This window comes from Bifidobacterium sp. ESL0769, assembly GCF_029395495.1.
Lineage (GTDB): Bacteria > Actinomycetota > Actinomycetes > Actinomycetales > Bifidobacteriaceae > Bifidobacterium.
Genome location: NZ_CP113918.1, coordinates 981,158 through 1,001,870, shown reverse-complemented (window position 1 = coordinate 1,001,870; position 20,713 = coordinate 981,158). Strand labels below are relative to the sequence as shown.

The following is a 20,713-nucleotide window of genomic DNA, read 5'->3' as shown; positions in this document are numbered from 1 at the left end:
CAGGTAGTCACGTAATAATAAAAGGGACATCGGGTTTCGGCCTGATGTCCCTTTTATTATCTGATTTACCCATTGGTTTGCCGAAAGCCGTCTACGTCACACCATGGCCTAAAATGGAAACGATCGATATCGTAGTTGATCGAAAAGATCGTGCGCAACATGCACAAAGGAGTTACATCGTGACAAACGAAGTCATTTATATCGCCAGCCCCGAAGGCAAGAACGGCCGTAATGTGGTGGCCTACGGCGTGGTCAAGGCGCTTGCCGCCAAAGGCAAGACCGCCGTGTTCCGTCCAGTGGCTTGCAAGAAGGAAACCTTCACCGCCGAACTGCTCAAGGCTGCCAATGCCGGCCAGTCCGTCGAGCAGGTGCGCGGCGTGTGCCCGAAGTGTGCCCGCCGCGACAAGAGCGGGGCCCGCGGCGATATCGTCGCAGCTTACAGCACAGAACTCGAACGCACGAACCCGGATTCGATGGTCATTGTCGGCAGTGACGGTTCTGCTGTCTTCGACCCGGAAGCGTTCACATTCAATGCCGATATCGCCTCCGACCTCAAGGCCAAGACCTTCCTCGCCATCTGCACCATTCCGCGCAACGGCGAACAGGTGAAGGCAACGGTCGAAACCTGCACGGCCGAAGTCGAACAGGCTGGCGGCAAGGTCGCCGGCATCTTCGTCACTGGTTGCACGCCTGAGAAGGCCGCGGATGCCAAGGAAGCGCTGAAGGACTTCCCCGTTCCGGTCTGGACCATTCCGGCCGTTGATTTCCCGTCGGACACCGATTCTGATGCCGCCGAAAAGGCTACCAAGGCCTTTGCCGACAACGCCCCGGCCGATGAAATCGTGGCAGCCGCCGGTACGCCGTTCGACGCCCCCACCACTCCGTACGCTTTCCAGAACGAACTGTTGGCGAAGGCCAAGGCCGGCAAGAAGACCATTGTGCTGCCAGAAGGCTCGGAAGACCGTATCATCAAAGCCGCCGACTACCTGCTCGAGCGCGGCATCGTCGACCTCATCATCGTCGGCGACAAGGACGCCATCCTCGCCCGCGGCAAGGAGCTGGGTCTCAACTCGCTTGACAAGGCCAGCTATCAGCCAATGGACGACGAAGAGGTCCTGAAGCCCATGGTCGCCAAGCTCTGCGAGCTGCGCGCCAAGAAGGGTATGACCGAGGAACAGGCCCGCAAGCAGCTGACCGACCCGAGCTATTTCGGCACCATGCTGGTCGTGCTTGGCAAGGCCGATGGCCTGGTCTCCGGCTCCATCAACTCCACCGCCAACACCGTGCGCCCGGCGCTGCAGGTCATCAAGACCAAGCCTGGTGCCTCGCTAGTTTCCGGCGCGTTCCTGATGTGCTTCAAGGACCATGTGGCCGTCTTCGCCGATTGCGCCATCAACCTCAACCCGAACGCCGAGCAGCTGGCCGACATCGCCATCCAGTCCGCTGACACCGCCCGCGCCTTCGGCGTGGACCCCAAGGTGGGCATGCTCTGCTACTCCACGCTTGGCAGCGGCAAAGGCCCGGACGTCGACTTGGTCGAAGAAGCCACCAAGCTCGTCCACGAGAAGGCTCCGGATCTGCCGGCCGTCGGCTCCATCCAGTTCGACGCCGCCTGGTCTCCCACCGTGGCCGCCACCAAGGCCAAGGGCAACGACGTGGCAGGCCATGTCAACGTCTTCGTCTTCCCGAGCCTGGCCGCCGGCAACATCGCCTACAAGGCCGTGCAGCGCACGTCCGGCGCCATCGCCATCGGCCCGGTGCTGCAAGGTCTCAACAAGCCCGTCAACGACCTCTCCCGCGGTGCCCTCGTCGAGGACATCATCAACACAGTGGCCCTCACCGCCGTGGAAGCCCAACAGTAAACAGCCAACGACAGTGTTGATCAAGCAACCGGGATATATAAAGCGACCCACAGATCTTATAAAAGATTGACGATTCTTTACATGTCCCGATTGCTTTTATGACACTTGCCGGGGAGGACAAACAATCAGAGAAACGTCCATCCAGCTTCCGAAAAACGATTACGGCTTTTCCGCCTCAGCCATAACAAGGCCGAAGAAAAAAGAAGGTATGATGCAGGGAAACCAACGAGAGGACATCGGCGCGAGGCATGTCCAGATTCAGCATTTGCTGGCGGAAAATGGTCCTACCAAGGTCAAGGACATCGCGGAACAACTGCATTTTTCGGATGTCACTATCTACCGGGACATCAAGAAGCTCGAGAAGGAGGGCATTCTTCAGCTCGACAATGGTATAGTCGTGCTTTCGCGGTCTTTCACCAGCGAGATACCACCTTCTTCAAGATACGAAAGTAACCTGGCAGCCAAGGAGATTATCTGTACCAAGGCCTCTGAATTCATCCGCCCCGACTCGACCATCATCCTCGATGATTCGTCGACGGTATTGCCTTTGCTGGATTTCATCAAAAAGAAAGCTCCGCTGACCGTCATCACCAATTCCGTCTTTGCGGGCGAACAGCTGATGAGTGCCTCCGGCATACGCCTGTATATGACCGGCGGCCTCTATTATCCTTGGGCCAACGCCTTCCATGGCCATATGGCAATTCACGCCCTGCAATCGCTACAAGCCGATATCTGTTTCATATCCACGACTTCCGTCACCAGCCGCGGCGCCGCCGATTCCTATGATGCCACCGCCGAACTGAAGTCGACTATGCTTTCAATATCGGAAACCAAGATTCTTCTGGCCGACAGCTCGAAATTCAGCAAGCGCGCACTGTACATCGCCGGCACCTTATCCGATTTCGATTACATCATCACTGACAAGACACCTGAAAACATCAGGCCTGAACAGTTGATTGAAGCCCATACCCAACTGATCACAGTCGGCCCTGAAACCGATAGCGACAAGACAAACAAGCAATCACAATAACTCTTGCCTTACCGCATCGAGACAACGATGAATACGAAAAGGTGGGAATCCATAAAGATTCCCACCTTTTGCTTTGGATTGGTGGCCCAAAGGCAACCATCAATTACTTCACGTCGATGTATGAGCCTTGCAGCCGCCAATACGGTAATTCGCTGCTTTCAGTTTTCTATTCTGCAGCACCCGACAGCACCTTCGGCGTGGAAGTGCAGTTGAGGCCAATACGGTCGACACCAAGATCAATAAGCGCCAGGAAATGCTCACGGGTGCGGATGTGAGCCGAAGCCTTGACCTTGATACGCCCGTTTGCGGCGTTCATGACCTTCTTCATCACTTCGACCGAACCGCCTACCGTCGGGCCGCCGGTATAAAAGCCAGTGGAGGTCTTGACGAAATCGGCGCCGGAAGCAATCACCGCTTCGGTGGCTTCGACAATCTGCTCGTCGGAAAGCGCATCCGTCTCGATGATGACCTTGGAAACCACCCCGGCCTGCCGACAGGCATCGACGGCACCACGCAGTTCCTCACCAGCCTCGGCCGCATGCCCGGAACGGACCATGCCATAGTTGATGACCATATCCAGATCCGTCAGACCTTCATGACGGCAATATTCCTTGGCCAATTGCGTCTTGTCTTCGGCAGTCCCCTGCCCGAAGGGAAAATCGCAGACGACCGATAGACCTGTGCTCGTGTTCTCCACAATAGGAGCCGCAAAATCAAGCGATGCAGGGTTAACGCAGACCGATGCCACCCCGAAGTCGACACCGTCGCGCGTGATCTGCCTGATCTCGTCTTCAGTGGCTTCGGGACGCAGAATCGTATGGTCGATATATCTGGCCAATTCCGCCTTCGTCATCTCTTGCGCAGGTTTGCGTTGTGTTGTTCCTTCAGTCATTTTTACTCCTTTTTGTAACTGAAAAATCTTGACGTATCTCCGCCTTGTGCCCGTCGGACAGGCCTTTGGGAAAATCCGTGCTCATACCGTGACGACGAATCTCGCCACGAATTTCTTCCATGCTTTGATCACTGGGCGGGTCGAGCTTGGCAAAGTCGTAAGCCCTTCCCAGTCCTGTATATTTCGAAGTGCCCAAACGGTGGAATGGCAGCACATCGTAGTATTTCACCCCGGCATCGGTGAGGAATTCGATCATGTCCTCGACCTGACCGTTCTCCATGTTGACGCCCGGTATCAGCGGGGACCTCACGCAGAGCCGTTCCGGATCGTAACGGGCCATCCAACGGATATTGGCCAATGAAGTCTCGTTGGAATGTCCCATATACTTCCGGTAGGTTTCCGGGTCGGTGGAGGTCAGGCTGCAGATGAACAGATCGATGTTGTCGCTTACCTCGACAATCGATTTCAAAGGCACACCGGCAGCCGTTTCGACCGCGGTATGCAGACCGTGCTCTTTGCACAGCCCTGCCGTCTCATCGACGAATCTGGCCTGTACCAACGGCTCCCCTCCGGAAAAAGTGACACCTCCCTGCCCGCTTCTGCGATAGAAAGGCATGTCCCGCAAGACCTTTTCGGTGACTTCCTCGGCGCTCTGCATATCGCCGACGATCTTCAAAGCCCCTGTAGGGCACGCCTTTACCCATTCGAGTTGCGACGGACGTATCCGTTCACGGTGCAGCACCAATTTTCCATTCTGCATCTCGACTTCACCGTTCTGCGCCGCTTCAACGCAAAGACCGCATTCGATGCATTTCTTCGACGAGAACATCACCTGACGATACGACTTGATGCCTTCCGGGTTGGCACACCAGGTGCACGAGTAGGAGCAACCCTTCAGGAACACCACGGTGCGTATGCCCGGTCCGTCGTGAATCGAGAACCGCTGGATATTGAATACTCGTCCCATGGACGGATGGTCCGTTGCCAATTTCTTACCTCTCAGATGCTTTCATTGACGGTTCGCGAGATGATCTCGTTTTGGATGTCACGATCCAACTCCACGAAGAACGCCGAATATCCGGCCACGCGAACCACCAAACCACGGTAGTTCTCAGGGTGCTTCTGCGCGTTGATGAGCGTCTCGGAAGACAACACGTTGAGCTGGATATGGACACCGCCGATATCGAAGTAACCGCGAATCAGATCGACGACCTTCTGGCGATCCGTCGCATTGCGAATCAGAGCCGGGACGAACTTGATGTTAAGGCATACGCCGTTGAGCGCCTGCGTCTGGTCCCAGCTCGCCACGGACTTCATCTCGGCTGTCGGCCCTTCGACATCTTCACCTTGCTTGGGCGAGATGCCACCGTCGGCCAACGGTGTCAAAGCCTTACGACCACTGGGAAGCGCACCGACTTGACGGCCGAGCGGCGTGTTCGAGGAAAGGCAGAACAGGCCGGGAATATAATGGCCGCCGCCCGGGCTCTTGAAACGACGCACAGAATCGGAGTACTGCTTGGCCACGTACGCGACCATCTCATCGGCCTCGTCGTTGTCGTTGCCGTACTTCGGAACGTTTAGGCAACGCTGTTGGATCACCTTGTCGGAGAAGTCGGTCTCAAGAGACTTGACAAGTTCCTCACGGCTCATCTTCGACTCGTCGAATACCAGCTGCTTCATGACCAGCAGCGAATCCGCCACATCCGAAAGACCCACGCCGTTGACGCCTGTGGCATCGTAGAGAGCACCGCAATCAGTGCAGTCATGGCCGGATTCAAGGCATCCGTCGATTAGAATCGAAGAATAGATGTGCGGAGTCTGGCGCTTATGAAGCGTCGCCATCGTGTTAAGCGAGCAGACCATCAGCGAAACGAAGTAGTCGACCTGCTCGCTGTAGGCCTTCTTGACGTCGTCGAAGGTGTTCATATCGGCGAAATGGCCAGTATGGGGTCCGAGTTGCTGGCCGGATATCGGGCATTTGCCGTCGTTGATCGCCAGTTCGAGGCACTTGGCAAGGTTGAAGTAGCAGCTGTTGGTGCGTGCCATGGTGTTACCTTGGCCGGTCGGTTCCACGCAGCCGACCAACGACCAGTCACGTGCCTCTTCGAGGCTCATGCCATGTTCGCGCATCAGAGCAGGGATGATCCGTTCATCGTTGAAGAACGGGTCCTTGCCTCCCTCCTTATGGCCAAGAATCCGGAGAACCCGGTTCACGAACTCGTCCGGGGTCTTCTTGCTGACTCGAATGCCTACGTTCGGCTCGGAATTAAACACGGCCTCTTCTGCATCCAGGCACAGATACGACAAATCATTGACTGCGTCGTTGCCATCCTTGTCGACACCGCCGAGGGTGATGCCGATGGTGGTGGCGAAGCCGCCGTTGTTGCGTGCCGACGAATAGGACTTGGCCTTGATCAGGTCCATGTGCTTGACCCACAACGCCTGGATGATGGTCGAAATCTCGTCCTTGGTGAAGGTTCCGTCCTTGAGATCCTTGACATAGAAGGGGTACATGTACTGATCGAAACGCCCACCGGAAATCGCGCCGCCGTTCTGGGCGCAGTAATCGATGAGCAGCGTGAACCAATAGGATTGCGCCGCCTCGAAGAAATTGCGCGCCGGACGATACGGCACCTGAGCGCAGTTGCTGGCGATGAGTCTCAGCTCTTTGGCACGTTCCGGGTCGTCGGTCTCGTTGGCCATACCAGTCGCCAAGTCCGAGAAGCGCTGCTGGAAGACTCGTACGCCGTCCACAACGACCTGAACAGCCATGTAGAACGCACGTTTGTCGGAATATTCCAGATCCGTCGGATCAAGCTCCGCGAGTTTCTTGGCCGCAAGACGCTCTGAACCCTCGAAGCCTTCGTTGATGATCCGCTTGATGTTGGGCTGATAATGTCCGTAACCAGACGAAGCCCTGCTTAGAGGATCAAAGGGACGGTACGGCGAGTCTAGAATATCGGTGATCTGCGAAGGCAAAAGGTTACGGGCCAAGGAGCTCGTGGAATAGCCTTCCCACTTCGGGAAGATGTCATCGACCAGATAATCGATTTCCTTGGGCGAAATCTGTAGGGTATCGACCTGGCGAACCGGCATCTTCTCGAGCTCTTCGCGCGAAAGGCTGCCGAATTCAGGATAGATGGGTGCAGAACGAAGTGTGGAACCGTGGTTACCTACAATCAGTTCGTTATCGCCGATGAAAATCGTCTTCTTCATCAGCAGATCCTTCAACGCATATGCGCGGCGAAGCACTTGTGGCAATCCGACGGTCTTCTCATAGCTTTCGGTAACGATTCCGGCACGTTCGACGTCGATTCTCGGTTTGACTGAACGTATCTCGTCGTTGAGAATCTCCGTGCGCTTAGGGGCAAGCAAACCTATTTTGCCCTTGGTTTTCATCATTGTGCTGGTCATGATGACCTCCTTTTCAATCGTCATATAACCAATGTCGCTATGGCTTTATCTCCTCTTTAGGCCGATAAAGCCATAGCAAGTAAAGAAGCTTTACTGTGCGAGGGCGGCCTTCTTGATGGGCTCGTTGTTCTCACCACGGACCCCAAGGAGCTTTTCGGTGACATGCTTGCTGAACCAGTCCACACTGGTGCCGATGAAGAAGCCCATGATGATCGTGCCGACGCCGAGGATGCCGATGCCGAGGTTGAACTTGATCAGGATACCGGCGATGATGATCGTGATGATGTCCTGGCAAGTGCGGAACACGCGGTAGCTAATCTTCGGGAAGTGACGGTGCAGGCTCGGAGCGATGCCGTCATACGGGCAGGCGCCGAGGTTCGGACGAATCTGCAGAGAGACGCCGAGACAGAAGAAGAACAGGCCGATAACCAGATGGATCGCGAGAATCCACCAAGAGAACGTCGGATTGTAGAAGTGATGGTAGATCGTGGTGAACGTATCGGTAAAGAACCCGACGAGCGTCATATTGGTGATCATGCCGAAGCCGAAGATCGAACGGTCGAAAGGAATCACGATCAGTATGAACAGAATCGTGTTCACCAGAGGCACCATCCACGTGTAGGCGATGCCCGTAAGATGGGAAAGCGACATCAAAAACGCCGCATACGGGTCGACGCCCACGAAGCCGACATTGCAGACGCCGATGCCGATGGAGACGATGACAACACCGACAAGATTGATAAGGATTCTGCGCAACAACGAATAAGGCTTCAGCGTCCACTGCTCACGGTCGGTGACCAAAGTCCACCAATGCATCTGTTTTATGCTTTTCATCTCACTCGCTCCTCTCGTCGATCGTCTGGCTCTCGTTGCGTTCCTCGACCTCGGCCGGGTACGGCATCGCTTCGACGGCGCCGTATCCTTCCACGCACAGCGATGCGGCGGCGTTGGCGAAACGGACCATCTCGTTGAGCTCGTCCTTCTTCAGGTCGCACAGATCGCAATGATGCAGGAGCGTGTAAAGGAACGCACCCATGAAGCAGTCACCTGCGCCGGTGGTGTCGATAAGGTTGGTGCGGAATCCGTTGATGCCGTGTTCCTCGCCATCCCATGCCCAGGAAGCGCCTCTGGCATCTTCCGTCATGATCAACAGACGCACACCCTTGGGATTGACCAGGCGGGACACGGCTTCCAAATCGCGGGTGCCGAACACGACATCGAAATCTTCAACGGAACCCTTGAGAATCGATATGTTGCTCATTTCCTCATTCAAGGCGTCGATCAGTTTTTGAGGCGACTTGTGGACGGTCGGACGATAGTTCATGTCGATGGCCACGGGGATATTGCGCTTCTTGGCTTCGGAAAGCAGGACATGCGCCGTGCGTCCCAAGGGAGCGTCGACGAAACTCACACCAGCCACATACAGCATGCGGGTATTGAGAACCTTGTCGAGATCCAATTCATCCATATTCACATTGAGTGAAGCACTGCCGTCGACGGCGAAGCTGAAGCTGCGCTCACCATTGAAAAGACTGACGAACACATGCGAAGTGAACAGATCGGAATCGGTCAACAACGAACTGCAATCCACACCGTTGCTCTGCAGCTCCCTGCGCAGGAACCTTCCCATGAAATCGTCACCGACCTTGCCGACGAACGAGGTATTCGCACCAAGTCTCGCAGCGGCCACAGCAACGTTGGATGCCGTGCCTCCAAGGTTCATCTCATAGCAACGCTGCTTGGAAAAACCACGCCGGAAAATCGGGGTGTAATCGGCATTGATATCTCCAAACGATACCAAATCCTTACGCTCTTCTGAATTATTCTCCATATTCAGCCTCCTTGCCTAACTTCTTTTAATCTCTAATGGGACGATTCCGAAAGGAACCGCCAGCTATCAAGCTCATTCCCAATTTAAAGTCCGGCAAAAGAAATTCCCAACAAGAAAGCTGTCCTCCTTATCGCCTTATTTAAGGGTTTACTCGACATTAAAGGAAAAACATAAGCAATTTTTTTCACGCAATGTGTGTATTTTTTCATGACCATGAAAAAACAAATAAAATTTCGAACACACCCCACGGCAGAGCCAATGTTACAAATATGAAAGTCTTTGAACTTAGAACAGATGAAAATCAGAAAATCCTGTATAAAAATTCGTGAACAGGAAAACGCAGCCAAGCACAAACAAGGGGTTGCAGGGAAACCAATAATAGGTTTCCCTGCAACCCCTCTTTCGCATTTCGCGCCTTCGAGCATGAACTGCCGTCAGTGCCGATACGCCTGTCAGACTTATGTTTTACATCGACCTCTGTTGAAGAGCGCACGGGTATCCGTCCTGCGCGAGAACATGCTCCACCATGCCACCGGCGAGCCGTCGTAGTGCCACGAAGGCGGTACGAGCAGCTTGTAGTTGCGGTGCATCGCCCATAGCGACCCGATCAGCAAAACGGTAACCCCGGTGATTCCCGCCAGGAGCACGGCGTCCTGATCACCGCGATAGTAAGGAACCTTATTGGGAAGGTTGCCTCTTTTGGCGGTGATGACCAACCGTTGCGTGTTGATGCCGTAAGGCGTACAGGTCATCAATGTGAGCAGGTCCTGCCCCGGTACCACCTTGTAAAGATGTACGTCGGTGGGATTGACGACATTGATGTCGCTGACACGGTAACCCATTGTGCGGTTGAGCGTCTCGATGTAGATGATGTCGCCCTTTTTGAGCTCATTGAGTCGAGTAAACAGTTCGGCGTCCACCATGCCGCGGTGGCCGGTGAGCACACTGTTTGTCGATTTGCCGCCCACCGGAAGGCTCGTGCCGTAAAGATGGCCGATACCGACCTGCAGGATAGCCTTGGAGGTGCCATGGTAAAACGGCAGTTTCAGAGAAATCTTGGGAATCTTTACGGTACCCATCACCCCGTTTGTCGTTTTCAGCATCGACTGATAGTCCTTGTCGCGCTTGGAAATCGTGTCTTCGTCGGGATCGTCGATGAACGGATCGATGGCTTCACCCAGCTTGTGCTGACCGGAATCAACTATACGTTGGTTGTATTGAACGGCGCTGCGATATTCCTTTTCGACGTGTCCACGCCGCCATTGGGCCATTTCCCGAGCCGCCTCGACAGAGGCGATGCTCTCATTCCTAGCCCTGATCATTCTGGCCGCCGGAGCCCAAAGGAACACAATCACAGTGAGCAGTATGAAAAGATCGCGCAAGGCCCTGAGAACAGCTCGATAGATGGCCGCCGAACGGTTGCGAGGACAACGCACGGCGGCTTCAAAGGGCTGAAACCCAAGCGGCAGCTCGGACTGATCCGTCTGCTTTGGCCCTTCGGTTTTCCTCTCGTTCATTGTTGCCTCGCATGGAATCAAAAAGAAAGATCCATTACCCATTCCGGCTCATCATTGAGAAATCTACTTCGCTCTCACGAACCGGAAATCAAACCTTATCGCCATTGCACCGACCGAACGGTTGACTGTCCGCCATTGCTTGAAACCATGTTTAGACCAGTATTCAAACCGGTTTCCGAAAGCATGTTTAAAGCGGCAGCAGCCAATCGCACAGTCATGATGTCAGATTCTCTTGCTGTTGAGCACGCTGCGACGATGCAACACAGTGAACACAACGGCTGCGCTGCCGAACAAAAGGCCCAGCACAAGTAGCAGCAGGAGACCCATGCCACCTGTCAACGGCAGGTTGGTGAGCGAATCCACGTTATCGATCCTCACGTTGAAGTTGGTGGACTCCACCTGGCCGCCATCAGCCACGCTGTGAGGCTCGCTCCCCACAACGTTTTCGGTATCGACACTGGCCAGATCCCAGATATCCGCATGGAACACGAACTTGGTGTCTTTGGGGTGGCCCGATACGTTGGCGTCGGTAATCTCAACCTTGAAGCTCGGCTTGACGCTCTGCAATACATTGGTCGGGGCGGTCTCTTCGACGAACGAATACTTGTCGGCCTTGAGACCATCGATCTTCAATGTGTCATAGGCTGCAGCGCCGACGATAGCCGTGCTGCTGGTGCTGGTGTCATAGGTGTATTCGCCTTCGGTGGCGGAAATCGCGGTGTCTGTTTTGAACGTCAAAGCATGGGCGTGAGCGGAATCCTCCGTATCGTCGTAGACCTTGAACGTCGCGCCTTTGGTCGGCGTTTTGGTCGAACCGTCGTTGAAAAAGTCACGGATGGTGACCGAGTAGCTGACGGCTTCGCTGGAGCTGTCGTCGGTCAGCGGCGTTTCCGTCGTGCACCCGCTAGCCGTGGGATCGCTGGCGCAGTCAGTGCCGGTGTTCCTGCCAGAATGCACGATCTTGGCCTGGTTGATCATCGACTTGCTGGCATCCTTGACCATCATCTTGTAGGTGACCACGATTTGCAGTCCTGGTGTATAGTCTTCAATGCTGTTGTTGGTGAAGAGGATATGGAAGTCCTTGCCTCCGTTGATTCCCGCAGTTTCATCCTCGGTAACGGTGTATTTCCCCGTACCGACGCCACCCCCGCCGATCGTGATCGCAACGCTGCTCATGTCCAGTTCGAGACCGGCTCCAGGCATATCGACAATCTCGAAGTAATACTTGTCGTATCTTGTCCAAAGCGGCACGTTGGTCGTAATCTTATAACTCAATTCCTGGCCATTGACGGCAGTGCCGCCAATCAGAGACTTGTCAACAGTGACGGTATCGGTCTTGTCGTTGATCTCACCGATCTTGGTCCCGTTAAGGGTGTTATTTTCACCGATAGTGGTGCCGACCAGCATCGGAATCGAATCCGAATGACCGGGTGTTCCGACGGGCGGCATAGCCGTTACATCCTCGACCAAATACATGCCGATCGACAGATGCGAGAACGTGACCGTGGGGTTGGGTGATGAGGAGGAGGCGGTCTCAGGCGGATTGAAGTTGTAACGAGACGTATGGATTGTCGTGTCAAGCTGTTGGACGAAATCACGGAGCGTGCCGGTATAAGGGAATGCGTTCGAAGTCGCATCGGAATTATGCGTGTTGCTGCTATCGGTGAATCCCAACCAATGGGTACCGACCCAGCTGATGACATTGCCGGTGTTCGGCGCAGAGCTATCCGCCGCGTGGGCAGCCGTCCCGACCGCAGTATCTACAGTGCTGACACCGGTCGAGTCAAGAGAGATGCCGGTAAGCTGCGTGCCGTCCGTGGCCGCGTGGGAGTACTTTCCTACTTGCACCACAGCGTAGGAATGGCCAGGGGTTGCGTTCTTGACCGTGATCGTGCCGAATTTATTCGTTGTGGTGCTCAGATTGACAGCCGTCGTTTCCGCCGTTGCGGAGCCGACACCCACAATTCCCAAAGCCAGCATCGTCGCCGCGGAAAGTACCACGCCGATGACGCTGCATATCCTTTTGTTCAAATTCATTTTCTTCCTTCTTAGTAGGCCACGCCTTGTTCAAGTCAGGGTCGAAGGTCACCTTGCATTCGGCCTTGGCAATAAACGGGACATGCCAATTCCTGTCTTTTGGTCACTGAACAAATTGTGTTGATTCAGCCCCCTCTGTTCAACGACGAATACAGCAAGTGCGTGTGTTGCTTGGTCGGTATCCCCGATGACAGACGATTTGGAATAGGAACGAGCCGGGCTGTTTGCATAAATACGGATGGATAGCAATTGAGGCACATAAGCTTTAGCGCCTTCCCAAACGGCGCTATGCCCAGCTATTTGTGTGAATTCATGCCCTCCCCCAAGAGCACATCGACCAACCGAATATGCAAATTCCCAAGCCTTCCCCCAAAGGCCATGCATCCGGAGACGCCATCCGCCTACATCGCGAATATCACCGGCATATTCGTCACCTTTTCGAAGTGACGTAAATTATAGTAAACGAAAATTGGACAAAAAGTTAGATATTAATCCTTACGTTAAGCAATTTCTTTTTATTTGTATGGCGATTTTGGCGGGTTTTCAACGAATTACATTTCTCTATAAGCATATATCCGATTGAACGGCTTTCAAGAGGTTCTTTTTTGCGACAGCTTTCGACCTCTGGAATCCTTACGGACGCTTTGTAAGAACACGTGAGTAAAGTGGTGTTGCGGTAGCCGTGGTAACTTCCACGGGTCAATTTATCTATATGGAGGATGCACACAATGGCGAAAACCGTCCTTGTCATCAATTCCGGTTCCAGCTCAATCAAATACCAGCTGGTGGATCTCGAAAACGGGTCAGCTCTTGCTAGCGGCCTCGTGGAGAAGATCGGCGAACCTATCGATGGCCATTACAAGCATGAATACAATGGTGAGAAGCACGAGCTCGAAGAGCCGATCAAGACCCACGCCGACGGCCTGAAGCGCGTTCTCGGCTTCTTCAAGGAATACGGTCCCGACCTTCAGGAATCCGGCATCGTCGCCGTCGGCCACCGCGTGGTGCAGGGCGGTTCCGTCTTCCCGCAGCCGGCGCTCGTCAACGCCAAGACCATCCAGCAGGTCAAGGACCTGGCCGTGCTCGCGCCGCTGCACAACGGCCCTGAAGCCACCGGCGCCGAGGTCATGGAACAGCTGCTGCCCGACGTGCCGCAAATCTTCGTCTTCGACTCCTCCTTCTTCTTCCAGCTTCCGAAGGAAGCCAGCACTTATGCGCTGAACAAGGAAGTCGCCGAGAAGTACAAGATTCGCCGCTACGGCGCCCACGGCACCAGCCACGAGTACATCGGCGGCGTCGTCCCGAGCGTCGTCGGCAAGCCTGCCGAAGGCCTCAAGCAGATCGTGCTGCACATCGGCAACGGCGCTTCCGCCTCCGCGCAGATTTCCGGTCGTCCGATCGACACCTCCATGGGCCTGACCCCGCTCGAGGGTCTGATGATGGGCGGACGTACCGGTGACATCGACCCGGCCGCCGTCTTCCACCTCATCCGCAATGCCCACATGAACGTGGACGAAATCGACGAGCTCTTCAACAAGAAGTCCGGCATGACCGGCATGACCGGCTACGGTGACATGCGCGAGGTCGATCGCCTCATCAGCGAAGGCAACGAGGATGCCATCCTCGCCATGGACGTCTACATCCACCGCATCGTCGGCTACATCGGCAACTACACCGCGCAAATGGGCGGCGTGGACGTGATTACCTTCACCGCCGGCGTCGGCGAGAACGACAACAACGTGCGCGCCCGCGTCTGCGAGCGTCTCGCACCGTTCGGCGTAAAGCTCGACAAGGAGAAGAACGACGCCCGTTCCAAGGAACCGCGCATCATCTCCACCCCCGACAGCTCCGTGATCATCGCCGTCATCCCCACCAACGAGGAGCTGGCGATCGCCCACAAGGCCGACAAGATCGCGACCGAAGGCAAGGATAGCTACGGCAACGTCTTCCAGAAGTGATTTCGCTTCGTTTCGTTTTCGCCAGATTCTGAAATCCTGCGAAAATAACATATGAGACGAAAAGGCCGGAACCAAATGAAATATTCGGTTCCGGCCTTTTCGTATCTATCTGCGGATGGTATCGCTAACTTTCAAGCATCTTGTGCCACATACCCGGAAAATCGGGAATGGTCTTGCGAGTGGTGGCGATGTTGCGGATGCGGATGCCGGGGACCGCCAGGCCAATCATCGCGGCGAACGTGGCTATGCGGTGGTCGGCGTAGGTTTCCATGATTTCGCCGTGCAACTGATTATGTGGCACCGGCGTGATGGTCAGCCCGTCCGGAAGTTCCTCAGCTTTGGCGCCGATTCTGGTGATTTCCGTAACGAGCGCTGCCAGGCGGTTTGTCTCATGACCGCGAAGATGGCCGATGCCGACAAGCTCGCTGGGACTGTCGGCCAATGTCGCCAACGCGGCGATGCTCGGGGCGATCTCTCCTGCCGCCGACATATCGAATCCCTTGCCAAGTCCGCGAATCGGGCCGTCCATCGAGACCGTCAACGTTCCGTTTCTGGGTACCGAAGCCAACGTTTGAGGGTTGCGCACGTCTGCCATGACCTCATCGAACGGCCTGCCATCCAAGGTGACGTTTGCACCCATTTTCTGCAGAATATCGGGAAGCAAGCCACCCGGCTGCGTGGTGGTGGTCGGCCAGTTCGGCACACTCACCGTTCCACCGGCAATCATCGCGGCTCCGAGGAACGGGGCGGCATTCGACAGATCCGGTTCCACCACTACCCCGTCAGGCAGTTGCAACGAACGGTGAGGCTCAAGCCAGTGGCCGATTTCAGGCATTTCGGCCTGCCCGCCAGCGCCGCTGACATCGGCCATCGTCATACAAATATGCGGCATACTGGGAAGCTTGCTTCCAGTGTGCCATAACTCCAAGCCGTGCGATAATCGTGAGCCGATTAACAGCAGACTGGAAATGAATTGCGACGATGACGACGAATCAATGGCCACGGATGAAAGCTGTGAAACTGAAAAACCAGCAGCACCAGAAGAGGAGCTCGAATCCACATAATCCTGCTCGTTTTCATCGCTTTCCCACGCTTCCGGCGGCGTAATGGTGAACGGAAGAAAACCGGGCTTCCCTTCGTATTCGACATACGCTCCCAACTGCCCAAGCCCGTCGAGCAGCGGATGCATCGGCCGTGCATAGGCCTGTTTGTCGCCATCAAAACGCACCGGACCGTCGGCGAACAGCGCCAGACCAGGAACAAAACGCATCACCGTTCCGGCAAGCCCGCAGAAAACGGTGACATTGCCAGCGAATCGGCCGTTCGTAGGCGGAGTGACCGTCACACGAGTCTCTTCTGTCTTATCGAATTCGACACCAACCCCAAGCGTCCGCAAGGCACCGGCCATCAACTCGGTGTCACGCGAACGCAGCATGCCCTCGATCGTGACGGGCCGGCTGCCCAGCGCCGCCAGAATCAGATAACGATTGGAGAGCGATTTGCTACCGGGAATGACGACGGTGGCGTCCAATGGCTGTTCGGCCGTCGGTGCAGGCCATGGATCCGGGAAATCAGAGGTTTCAACGCTTGTCATAGTGAAAATTTTAGTGGAACTCCCCTACACACCTAACGCACCGGATGACGCCGACAGCGTCGACCGACACCAGCAGTGCAGAACAGCACCAGCCGCACCAGCCGCGTCATTTCTGCTTTTCACCCTGTTCGAATCTCCAGAGGGCCAGTGTCGCATGGGAGTTCTCGCGCAAATCGTCGAAGTGCTGTTTGTAAGTGTGGAATATCCTGTCGCGCTTGCCTTCTTGGTCGTACATCAGCTGATGGTTCAACTTATCATATTCGCCTTTGTGCTTGGCCATTGCCTCATCAGGAGATCCCAAAGCTTTCATTTTGTCTATGATACGTAGATTGGCATTGAAATTGGCATTCAAATCGGCAACCAATTTCTGCATGTATTTGTCGTCTTTATTGCTGTCTTTAAGCGGCTTCAACGTAGTTTTGCACGTGGTGATGCCATTGGTATAAGCCGAATATGTCGGGTCATAGTTGTCGGGCAGGGGGACTTTGACGCATACGACACTGGCATCGGAAACCGCGAGCAGCGTCTTCGAATATTGCTGGATCTGCACCTTGTCTTTCTTATAGGCCTTCAGATAATCGTTGATCCACTTGTTGTCTTCTTCATTGTAGGTGGGGAGCAGATTGACGAACTGTTGATTGGCTTGGTCGGCCAAGTTGACGGCATTGTTGATATCGTCGATATCATCGCTTTCCAAATTGCCGAAACCGCTGGAATTGCAGTTCATGGCAACGCCGACCATGTAATACCATCCTCTGACGACCTTGCTCAAGGCGTCGCCGACTTGCTTCTGGTCTTTAGTGCCAAGGGACTTTCCATACGCCGAAACGAATGCCTCCTTCGCATTGTCGGCCTCATCCTTCGCATCGTTGACCGTCTCAGCCGTCAGATAGGAACGGTCAAAGGCCCAGTCCACATGCAGCGCCTCGCATTCCTTGGTCAAGTTCTTGCCGTAATCCGAGAAATAATCCAACATCTTGTCTGAAACGTCGATGCTTTTGTTGAGCTTCTGGACCTGCTTCAAGGTCGCTTTGTCATATTCTTTGTCGGTGCCGATGGCGGCAATCTTGTTGACGGCCTGTTCACTGGTGTCCAACACAGCACTGACGGAGCCGACGAACGTTTTCGTCGCCGGATCGCTCGACGCCGCAAGCGGTTTCATCTTGGCTCTGCACGTGGCCATCTGGGTTCGGTAATGGTCGATATTCGATTGTTCGTCCTCCACGTAATCCCAGAAAGTACAGGCTTTGTTAGCCGACGAAACGGTCTTCGCGTTATCGATATAGCCGTTCACAATCGCCTTTTCGGCATCGGTGATCTTGGCATAGCGTTCAAGCTGAATCTTCACCTCGGGGCTTTTCATGGAATCAAAGGCCGCGAACTTCGCATTGTCCCTGTCGGTTTTGGCGACGAGCGACTTGAGCTTGTTGATGTCCTCATCACTTACCTTATCGTTCAGGGTCAGGCTCGACAGATTGTCGGTGATATGAACATGATCGTCTTGAATAGCTATTTTGGTTTTATCGAAAGGCGAGAGTTTTGCATGGCCATCATCACCTCGGTGGCTGAAGCTTTGCGCTATGATGACGACAATCACCAGAAGCACGCCGAGAACCAGAGCGAAACCGTGCCCGCTTTTCGTATCACTTTTCGCGCTGGCCGAATGACGGTTCCGTGGTTCCGCCTTGACGATGTAGTCCTGACCCGAGAAAGGTTGTGCAGCCGAATCGGCGGCTACTTCGCCAGTCTTGGCCTGTTGCGTACGGTATCGAGACTCGGCGGTTCTGCTGGAAGGTGAGACGCCTGAGTTGACGTCCTGCCATGGTTCGGCATCAGCAACCTGATCGATGTAATCGTTGTGATCGAATGGAAGTTGTTCCGCTTGATCAAACGGTTTCTGAGCATCGTTTTTTGCCATATTCAAGCCTTCCCCGGATTTCGACAGCCTGCCGTCTCTTCTCGTAAATTATCATAAAAGCAAATCTCTCCTACCCAAACATAATATACCCAGCGAATCCAACATCACAACGACAATAAACGTTGCCGAAACACATAATCCCCGCCTGCGAACGCATATTGTTCGCAAACGGGGACAAAGAAAAACCAGTGCATACCACAGAGGCACTAGTTCAAAAGCGATATAGACTAGTCCAGATTGGCACCAGTGAAGGCAAGCGGCAGAACCTCGTCCAGCGTATTCTCGATGTAGTCGTCTGCGCTCTTCGCCATGATGATGTCGAACGTTTTCAAATCACAGAATTCCGCCATCACCTGCCTGCACACGCCGCAAGGTGAGCAATAGGTGCGCTCCGTGGCTTCCACACCTTCCGGATTGCCGACGATCGCGATGGCGGTGAACTTCCTCTCACCCTCGGAAATCGCCTTGAAGAACGCCGTTCGTTCCGCGCAATTCGTGGCGGTCAGGCCGGCGTTCTCGATGTTGCACCCCTGGTAGATCTTCCCGTCCGCGCAAAGCAACGCGGCACCCACCCTGAAATGCGAATACGGGGTGTAAGCGCGCTGCTGAACATCAAACGCCTTTTCAATCAATTGCTTCTTGTCTATTTTCTGATCTGCCATTGCTCATCCTTTGATTGCGACTATCGTACGCGAAATCGGCTATCAACGTTGATTGAAACCGTTCAGCACGATGATTTCCGTTTAATTATGAAACGGAACGACGACATGCGCACGAGTCCGATAATCGCGAGGCAAATATGTTCTAAAACTTGAGCCGGCTCGTTTAGCGAGATGCCGACCGTTATCCGACCTTAGCTAATGGTCAAAATCGGATAACTGCCGGCATCTGATATTGCATTACAGAAAGATGGCATTCACATCCACGCCGACGTTTACACAACGTGAACGTCAAGGACGAAATCCATCCCTTTACGCTAGAGCAGAGAACCCTTCTTGGCCCTCGCACCATCGTTGACAACAGTTTGGAGGTTTTTCAAGCTCCTGGTCGGATCGGTCTTCGAAACATCTTTCGTCACCGCTTGCTGGAAGGTCGCGGCATCATCCGTGGGAGTCGGAATATTGTTGAACTGGTCGACCAATGCATTGAGCTGGTCGATCTGGCTGTTCGACTTCATTGCGTTCGGGTCGCCCATGGCCTCCATCTGCTTCAAAATGGCGTTCTTCTTGTTCAGGTAATCCTGCAGGCTCTGCACGAAATTAGCGACCGGCTTGTTGGAGATCTTGCCCTCCGACTGGATCTTGGCCGAGCACTGAGAGAAGAACGTGTCGTACTGGTGGTAGAAATCGTTGCCGACCGTGCTGCCACCCGTCGGGTTGGTGCAGGACTGCTTGATGTCCGAAAGGCTCTTCATTCCCTTGAACAGGTCGTCCATATACGAGTCGAACCCTGCGGCTTTGGGAGCATAGACATCATACGCGCTCTTGACCTTCTCGTCTTTCATGACCTTCAGGTTCTTGAAATCGGCATTGGCCTGTTCGAATTTCTTCTTGTCGGCATTGAACTGGGTGGTGCCCGCGTCCTTCATCCCATCCGTACTGGCTTCAAGAGAATTGGTGACGAAATCGGTGGTCATCGCTGTCAGATTATGATCCATGATGGCGATCTCGTCCTGGGCTGCCTTGTAATCCTTCTCCTTCGGGCCACCGATTACCCCGGCGACGTCCAAACCGAGGACAACGGCTACGACAACCACAATAACGACGACTGCGGTGACGATGGCGATAACCGCTTTGTTGCTTTTCTTGGGCACGGCACCAGGAGCACCGTTCACACCGTTCGGCATGGCCATACCGTTCACGGCTCCAGGGGCACCAGGGTTCTGAGCTCCCTGCTGCCAATTCTGCTGCGTTTGGGAAGGAGCAGGGAAAGCGCTATTTGAAAAAGGAACATTACCGTTGTTGGGCATTTGCTGAGCTTGATACTGACCGGCAGCCGGCTGGGCCGGATATTGCCCGGCTTGTGGCTGGCCCTGCATGGGAGCGTTCTGAGCGTACGGGCCCGACTGCGGATACTGTGGCATGGGCTGGTTCGGGTTCGTCGCTCCGGGCTGTCCGGCATAGGAACCGGCCCCCTGCTGGACGAAGTTGGCGTTCTGCCCGTTGCTCGGCTGCGGCGGCTGCATAGGCTGACCGTTCGGCGTCGGAGCAGCGCCTACAGCAGGATTGACATTGGAAGTTGAGGCTGCTGCGTCTGAAACAGGATTTGCTGCACCCGCAGCAGCCCCGCTGGAAACGGGATTCATTCCGGAACCTTGCGGAGCCTGCTGATTCATCCCATCATTGGAAGTCGAACGTTCCGAATCTTGCTGCGACCTCAATTCGTCGTCGTTCATATTGTCATCATTAGCCATATTTTTTCTTCTTTTCGATTGTAAACAGCGGCATGCCTTAGCCTCATAAACGGCGGCAATAGCATCTCCACATCTTACACAACATCGTTATCAAAGATGACAAATTTCTTAATTTTTATAATATCTCCCAAAAATCCGTCTATCGATGCACCTTAAGCAGACAGCAACCGTTCCCTGCTGACAAATGTCATTGCAAACATATTTCGCCGATTTCTCCGATAAATGCCCGGTCGCACCAAGCAAGACA

The 20,713-nt window shown here is 54.5% G+C and carries 14 protein-coding genes; 3 read left to right on the top strand and 11 right to left on the bottom strand.

The genetic code is table 11. From position 1 onward, the window contains the following. Window positions 1–179: 179 nt before the first annotated feature. Window positions 180–1,862 carry a phosphate acetyltransferase gene (gene pta, locus OZX72_RS04025; protein WP_277159121.1) on the top strand — a complete coding sequence of 561 codons (1,683 nt, stop codon included), beginning with the start codon at window positions 180–182 and terminating at the stop codon, window positions 1,860–1,862. A gap of 208 nt (window positions 1,863–2,070) precedes the next feature. Then, window positions 2,071–2,892, top strand: a complete 822-nt coding sequence (locus OZX72_RS04020) for a DeoR/GlpR family DNA-binding transcription regulator (protein WP_277159120.1) — start codon at window positions 2,071–2,073, stop codon at window positions 2,890–2,892. A 166-nt stretch (window positions 2,893–3,058) separates the two neighbouring features. On the opposite strand, the gene deoC is transcribed toward OZX72_RS04020, so the two are convergent. From deoC to OZX72_RS03985, 7 genes are all read right to left on the bottom strand, one after another. Then, window positions 3,059–3,784, bottom strand: a complete 726-nt coding sequence (gene deoC / locus OZX72_RS04015) for a deoxyribose-phosphate aldolase (RefSeq protein WP_277159119.1) — start codon at window positions 3,782–3,784, stop codon at window positions 3,059–3,061. Next, the gene (locus OZX72_RS04010; RefSeq protein WP_277159118.1) at window positions 3,777–4,751 is read right to left on the bottom strand and encodes a glycyl-radical enzyme activating protein; all 975 of its coding nucleotides are present in this window, start codon (window positions 4,749–4,751) and stop codon (window positions 3,777–3,779) included. Before OZX72_RS04010 ends, deoC begins: the two co-directional genes overlap by 8 nt. Window positions 4,752–4,783: 32 nt before the next feature. Beyond that, window positions 4,784–7,198, bottom strand: a complete 2,415-nt coding sequence (locus OZX72_RS04005; RefSeq protein WP_277159117.1) for a pyruvate formate lyase family protein — start codon at window positions 7,196–7,198, stop codon at window positions 4,784–4,786. 90 nt (window positions 7,199–7,288) lie between these two features. Next, window positions 7,289–8,032 carry a hypothetical protein gene (locus tag OZX72_RS04000; protein WP_277159116.1) on the bottom strand — a complete coding sequence of 248 codons (744 nt, stop codon included), beginning with the start codon at window positions 8,030–8,032 and terminating at the stop codon, window positions 7,289–7,291. 1 nt (window position 8,033) lies between these two features. Continuing rightward, window positions 8,034–9,029, bottom strand: a complete 996-nt coding sequence (locus OZX72_RS03995; RefSeq protein WP_277159115.1) for a carbohydrate kinase — start codon at window positions 9,027–9,029, stop codon at window positions 8,034–8,036. Window positions 9,030–9,487: 458 nt separating this feature from the next. Next, complete coding sequence (locus OZX72_RS03990; protein ID WP_277159114.1) at window positions 9,488–10,546, bottom strand: class C sortase; 1,059 nt, start codon at window positions 10,544–10,546, stop codon at window positions 9,488–9,490. Between the two features lie 222 nt (window positions 10,547–10,768). Next, the gene (locus OZX72_RS03985) at window positions 10,769–12,583 is read right to left on the bottom strand and encodes an isopeptide-forming domain-containing fimbrial protein (RefSeq protein ID WP_277159113.1); all 1,815 of its coding nucleotides are present in this window, start codon (window positions 12,581–12,583) and stop codon (window positions 10,769–10,771) included. A gap of 728 nt (window positions 12,584–13,311) precedes the next feature. On the opposite strand from OZX72_RS03985, the gene OZX72_RS03980 reads away from it, so the two are divergent. Further along, entirely contained in the window at window positions 13,312–14,541 is a 1,230-nt protein-coding gene (locus tag OZX72_RS03980) for an acetate kinase (protein WP_277159112.1), read from the top strand. Between the two features lie 124 nt (window positions 14,542–14,665). Here the strand turns inward: OZX72_RS03980 and OZX72_RS03975 are convergent, their stop codons facing one another. The 4 genes from OZX72_RS03975 to OZX72_RS03960 form a co-directional block, all read right to left on the bottom strand. Next, complete coding sequence (locus tag OZX72_RS03975) at window positions 14,666–16,135, bottom strand: 3-phosphoshikimate 1-carboxyvinyltransferase (protein WP_277159111.1); 1,470 nt, start codon at window positions 16,133–16,135, stop codon at window positions 14,666–14,668. A gap of 106 nt (window positions 16,136–16,241) precedes the next feature. Then, complete coding sequence (locus OZX72_RS03970) at window positions 16,242–18,053, bottom strand: hypothetical protein (protein WP_277159110.1); 1,812 nt, start codon at window positions 18,051–18,053, stop codon at window positions 16,242–16,244. A 227-nt stretch (window positions 18,054–18,280) separates the two neighbouring features. After that, window positions 18,281–18,715 (bottom strand): cytidine deaminase, encoded by a 435-nt coding sequence (locus OZX72_RS03965; protein WP_277159109.1) that lies wholly within the window; start codon window positions 18,713–18,715, stop codon window positions 18,281–18,283. Between the two features lie 314 nt (window positions 18,716–19,029). Further along, window positions 19,030–20,466, bottom strand: coding sequence for a hypothetical protein (locus OZX72_RS03960; protein ID WP_277159108.1), 1,437 nt, complete (start codon window positions 20,464–20,466; stop codon window positions 19,030–19,032). Window positions 20,467–20,713: the final 247 nt, after the last annotated feature.

Excerpts from the sequence above, each read along its gene's own strand:
- OZX72_RS03965 (WP_277159109.1), bottom strand. The coding sequence starts at position 18,715 with ATGGCAGATCAGAAAATAGACAAGAAGCAATTGATTGAAAAGGCGTTT.
- OZX72_RS03985 (WP_277159113.1), bottom strand. The coding sequence starts at position 12,583 with ATGAATTTGAACAAAAGGATATGCAGCGTCATCGGCGTGGTACTTTCC.
- deoC (WP_277159119.1), bottom strand. The coding sequence starts at position 3,784 with ATGACTGAAGGAACAACACAACGCAAACCTGCGCAAGAGATGACGAAG.
- OZX72_RS04020 (WP_277159120.1), top strand. The coding sequence starts at position 2,071 with ATGATGCAGGGAAACCAACGAGAGGACATCGGCGCGAGGCATGTCCAG.
- OZX72_RS03975 (WP_277159111.1), bottom strand. The coding sequence starts at position 16,135 with ATGACAAGCGTTGAAACCTCTGATTTCCCGGATCCATGGCCTGCACCG.
- OZX72_RS04000 (WP_277159116.1), bottom strand. The coding sequence starts at position 8,032 with ATGAAAAGCATAAAACAGATGCATTGGTGGACTTTGGTCACCGACCGT.
- OZX72_RS03980 (WP_277159112.1), top strand. The coding sequence starts at position 13,312 with ATGGCGAAAACCGTCCTTGTCATCAATTCCGGTTCCAGCTCAATCAAA.
- OZX72_RS03960 (WP_277159108.1), bottom strand. The coding sequence starts at position 20,466 with ATGGCTAATGATGACAATATGAACGACGACGAATTGAGGTCGCAGCAA.
- OZX72_RS03995 (WP_277159115.1), bottom strand. The coding sequence starts at position 9,029 with ATGGAGAATAATTCAGAAGAGCGTAAGGATTTGGTATCGTTTGGAGAT.
- OZX72_RS04010 (WP_277159118.1), bottom strand. The coding sequence starts at position 4,751 with ATGGGACGAGTATTCAATATCCAGCGGTTCTCGATTCACGACGGACCG.
- OZX72_RS03990 (WP_277159114.1), bottom strand. The coding sequence starts at position 10,546 with ATGAACGAGAGGAAAACCGAAGGGCCAAAGCAGACGGATCAGTCCGAG.
- OZX72_RS04005 (WP_277159117.1), bottom strand. The coding sequence starts at position 7,198 with ATGACCAGCACAATGATGAAAACCAAGGGCAAAATAGGTTTGCTTGCC.
- OZX72_RS03970 (WP_277159110.1), bottom strand. The coding sequence starts at position 18,053 with ATGGCAAAAAACGATGCTCAGAAACCGTTTGATCAAGCGGAACAACTT.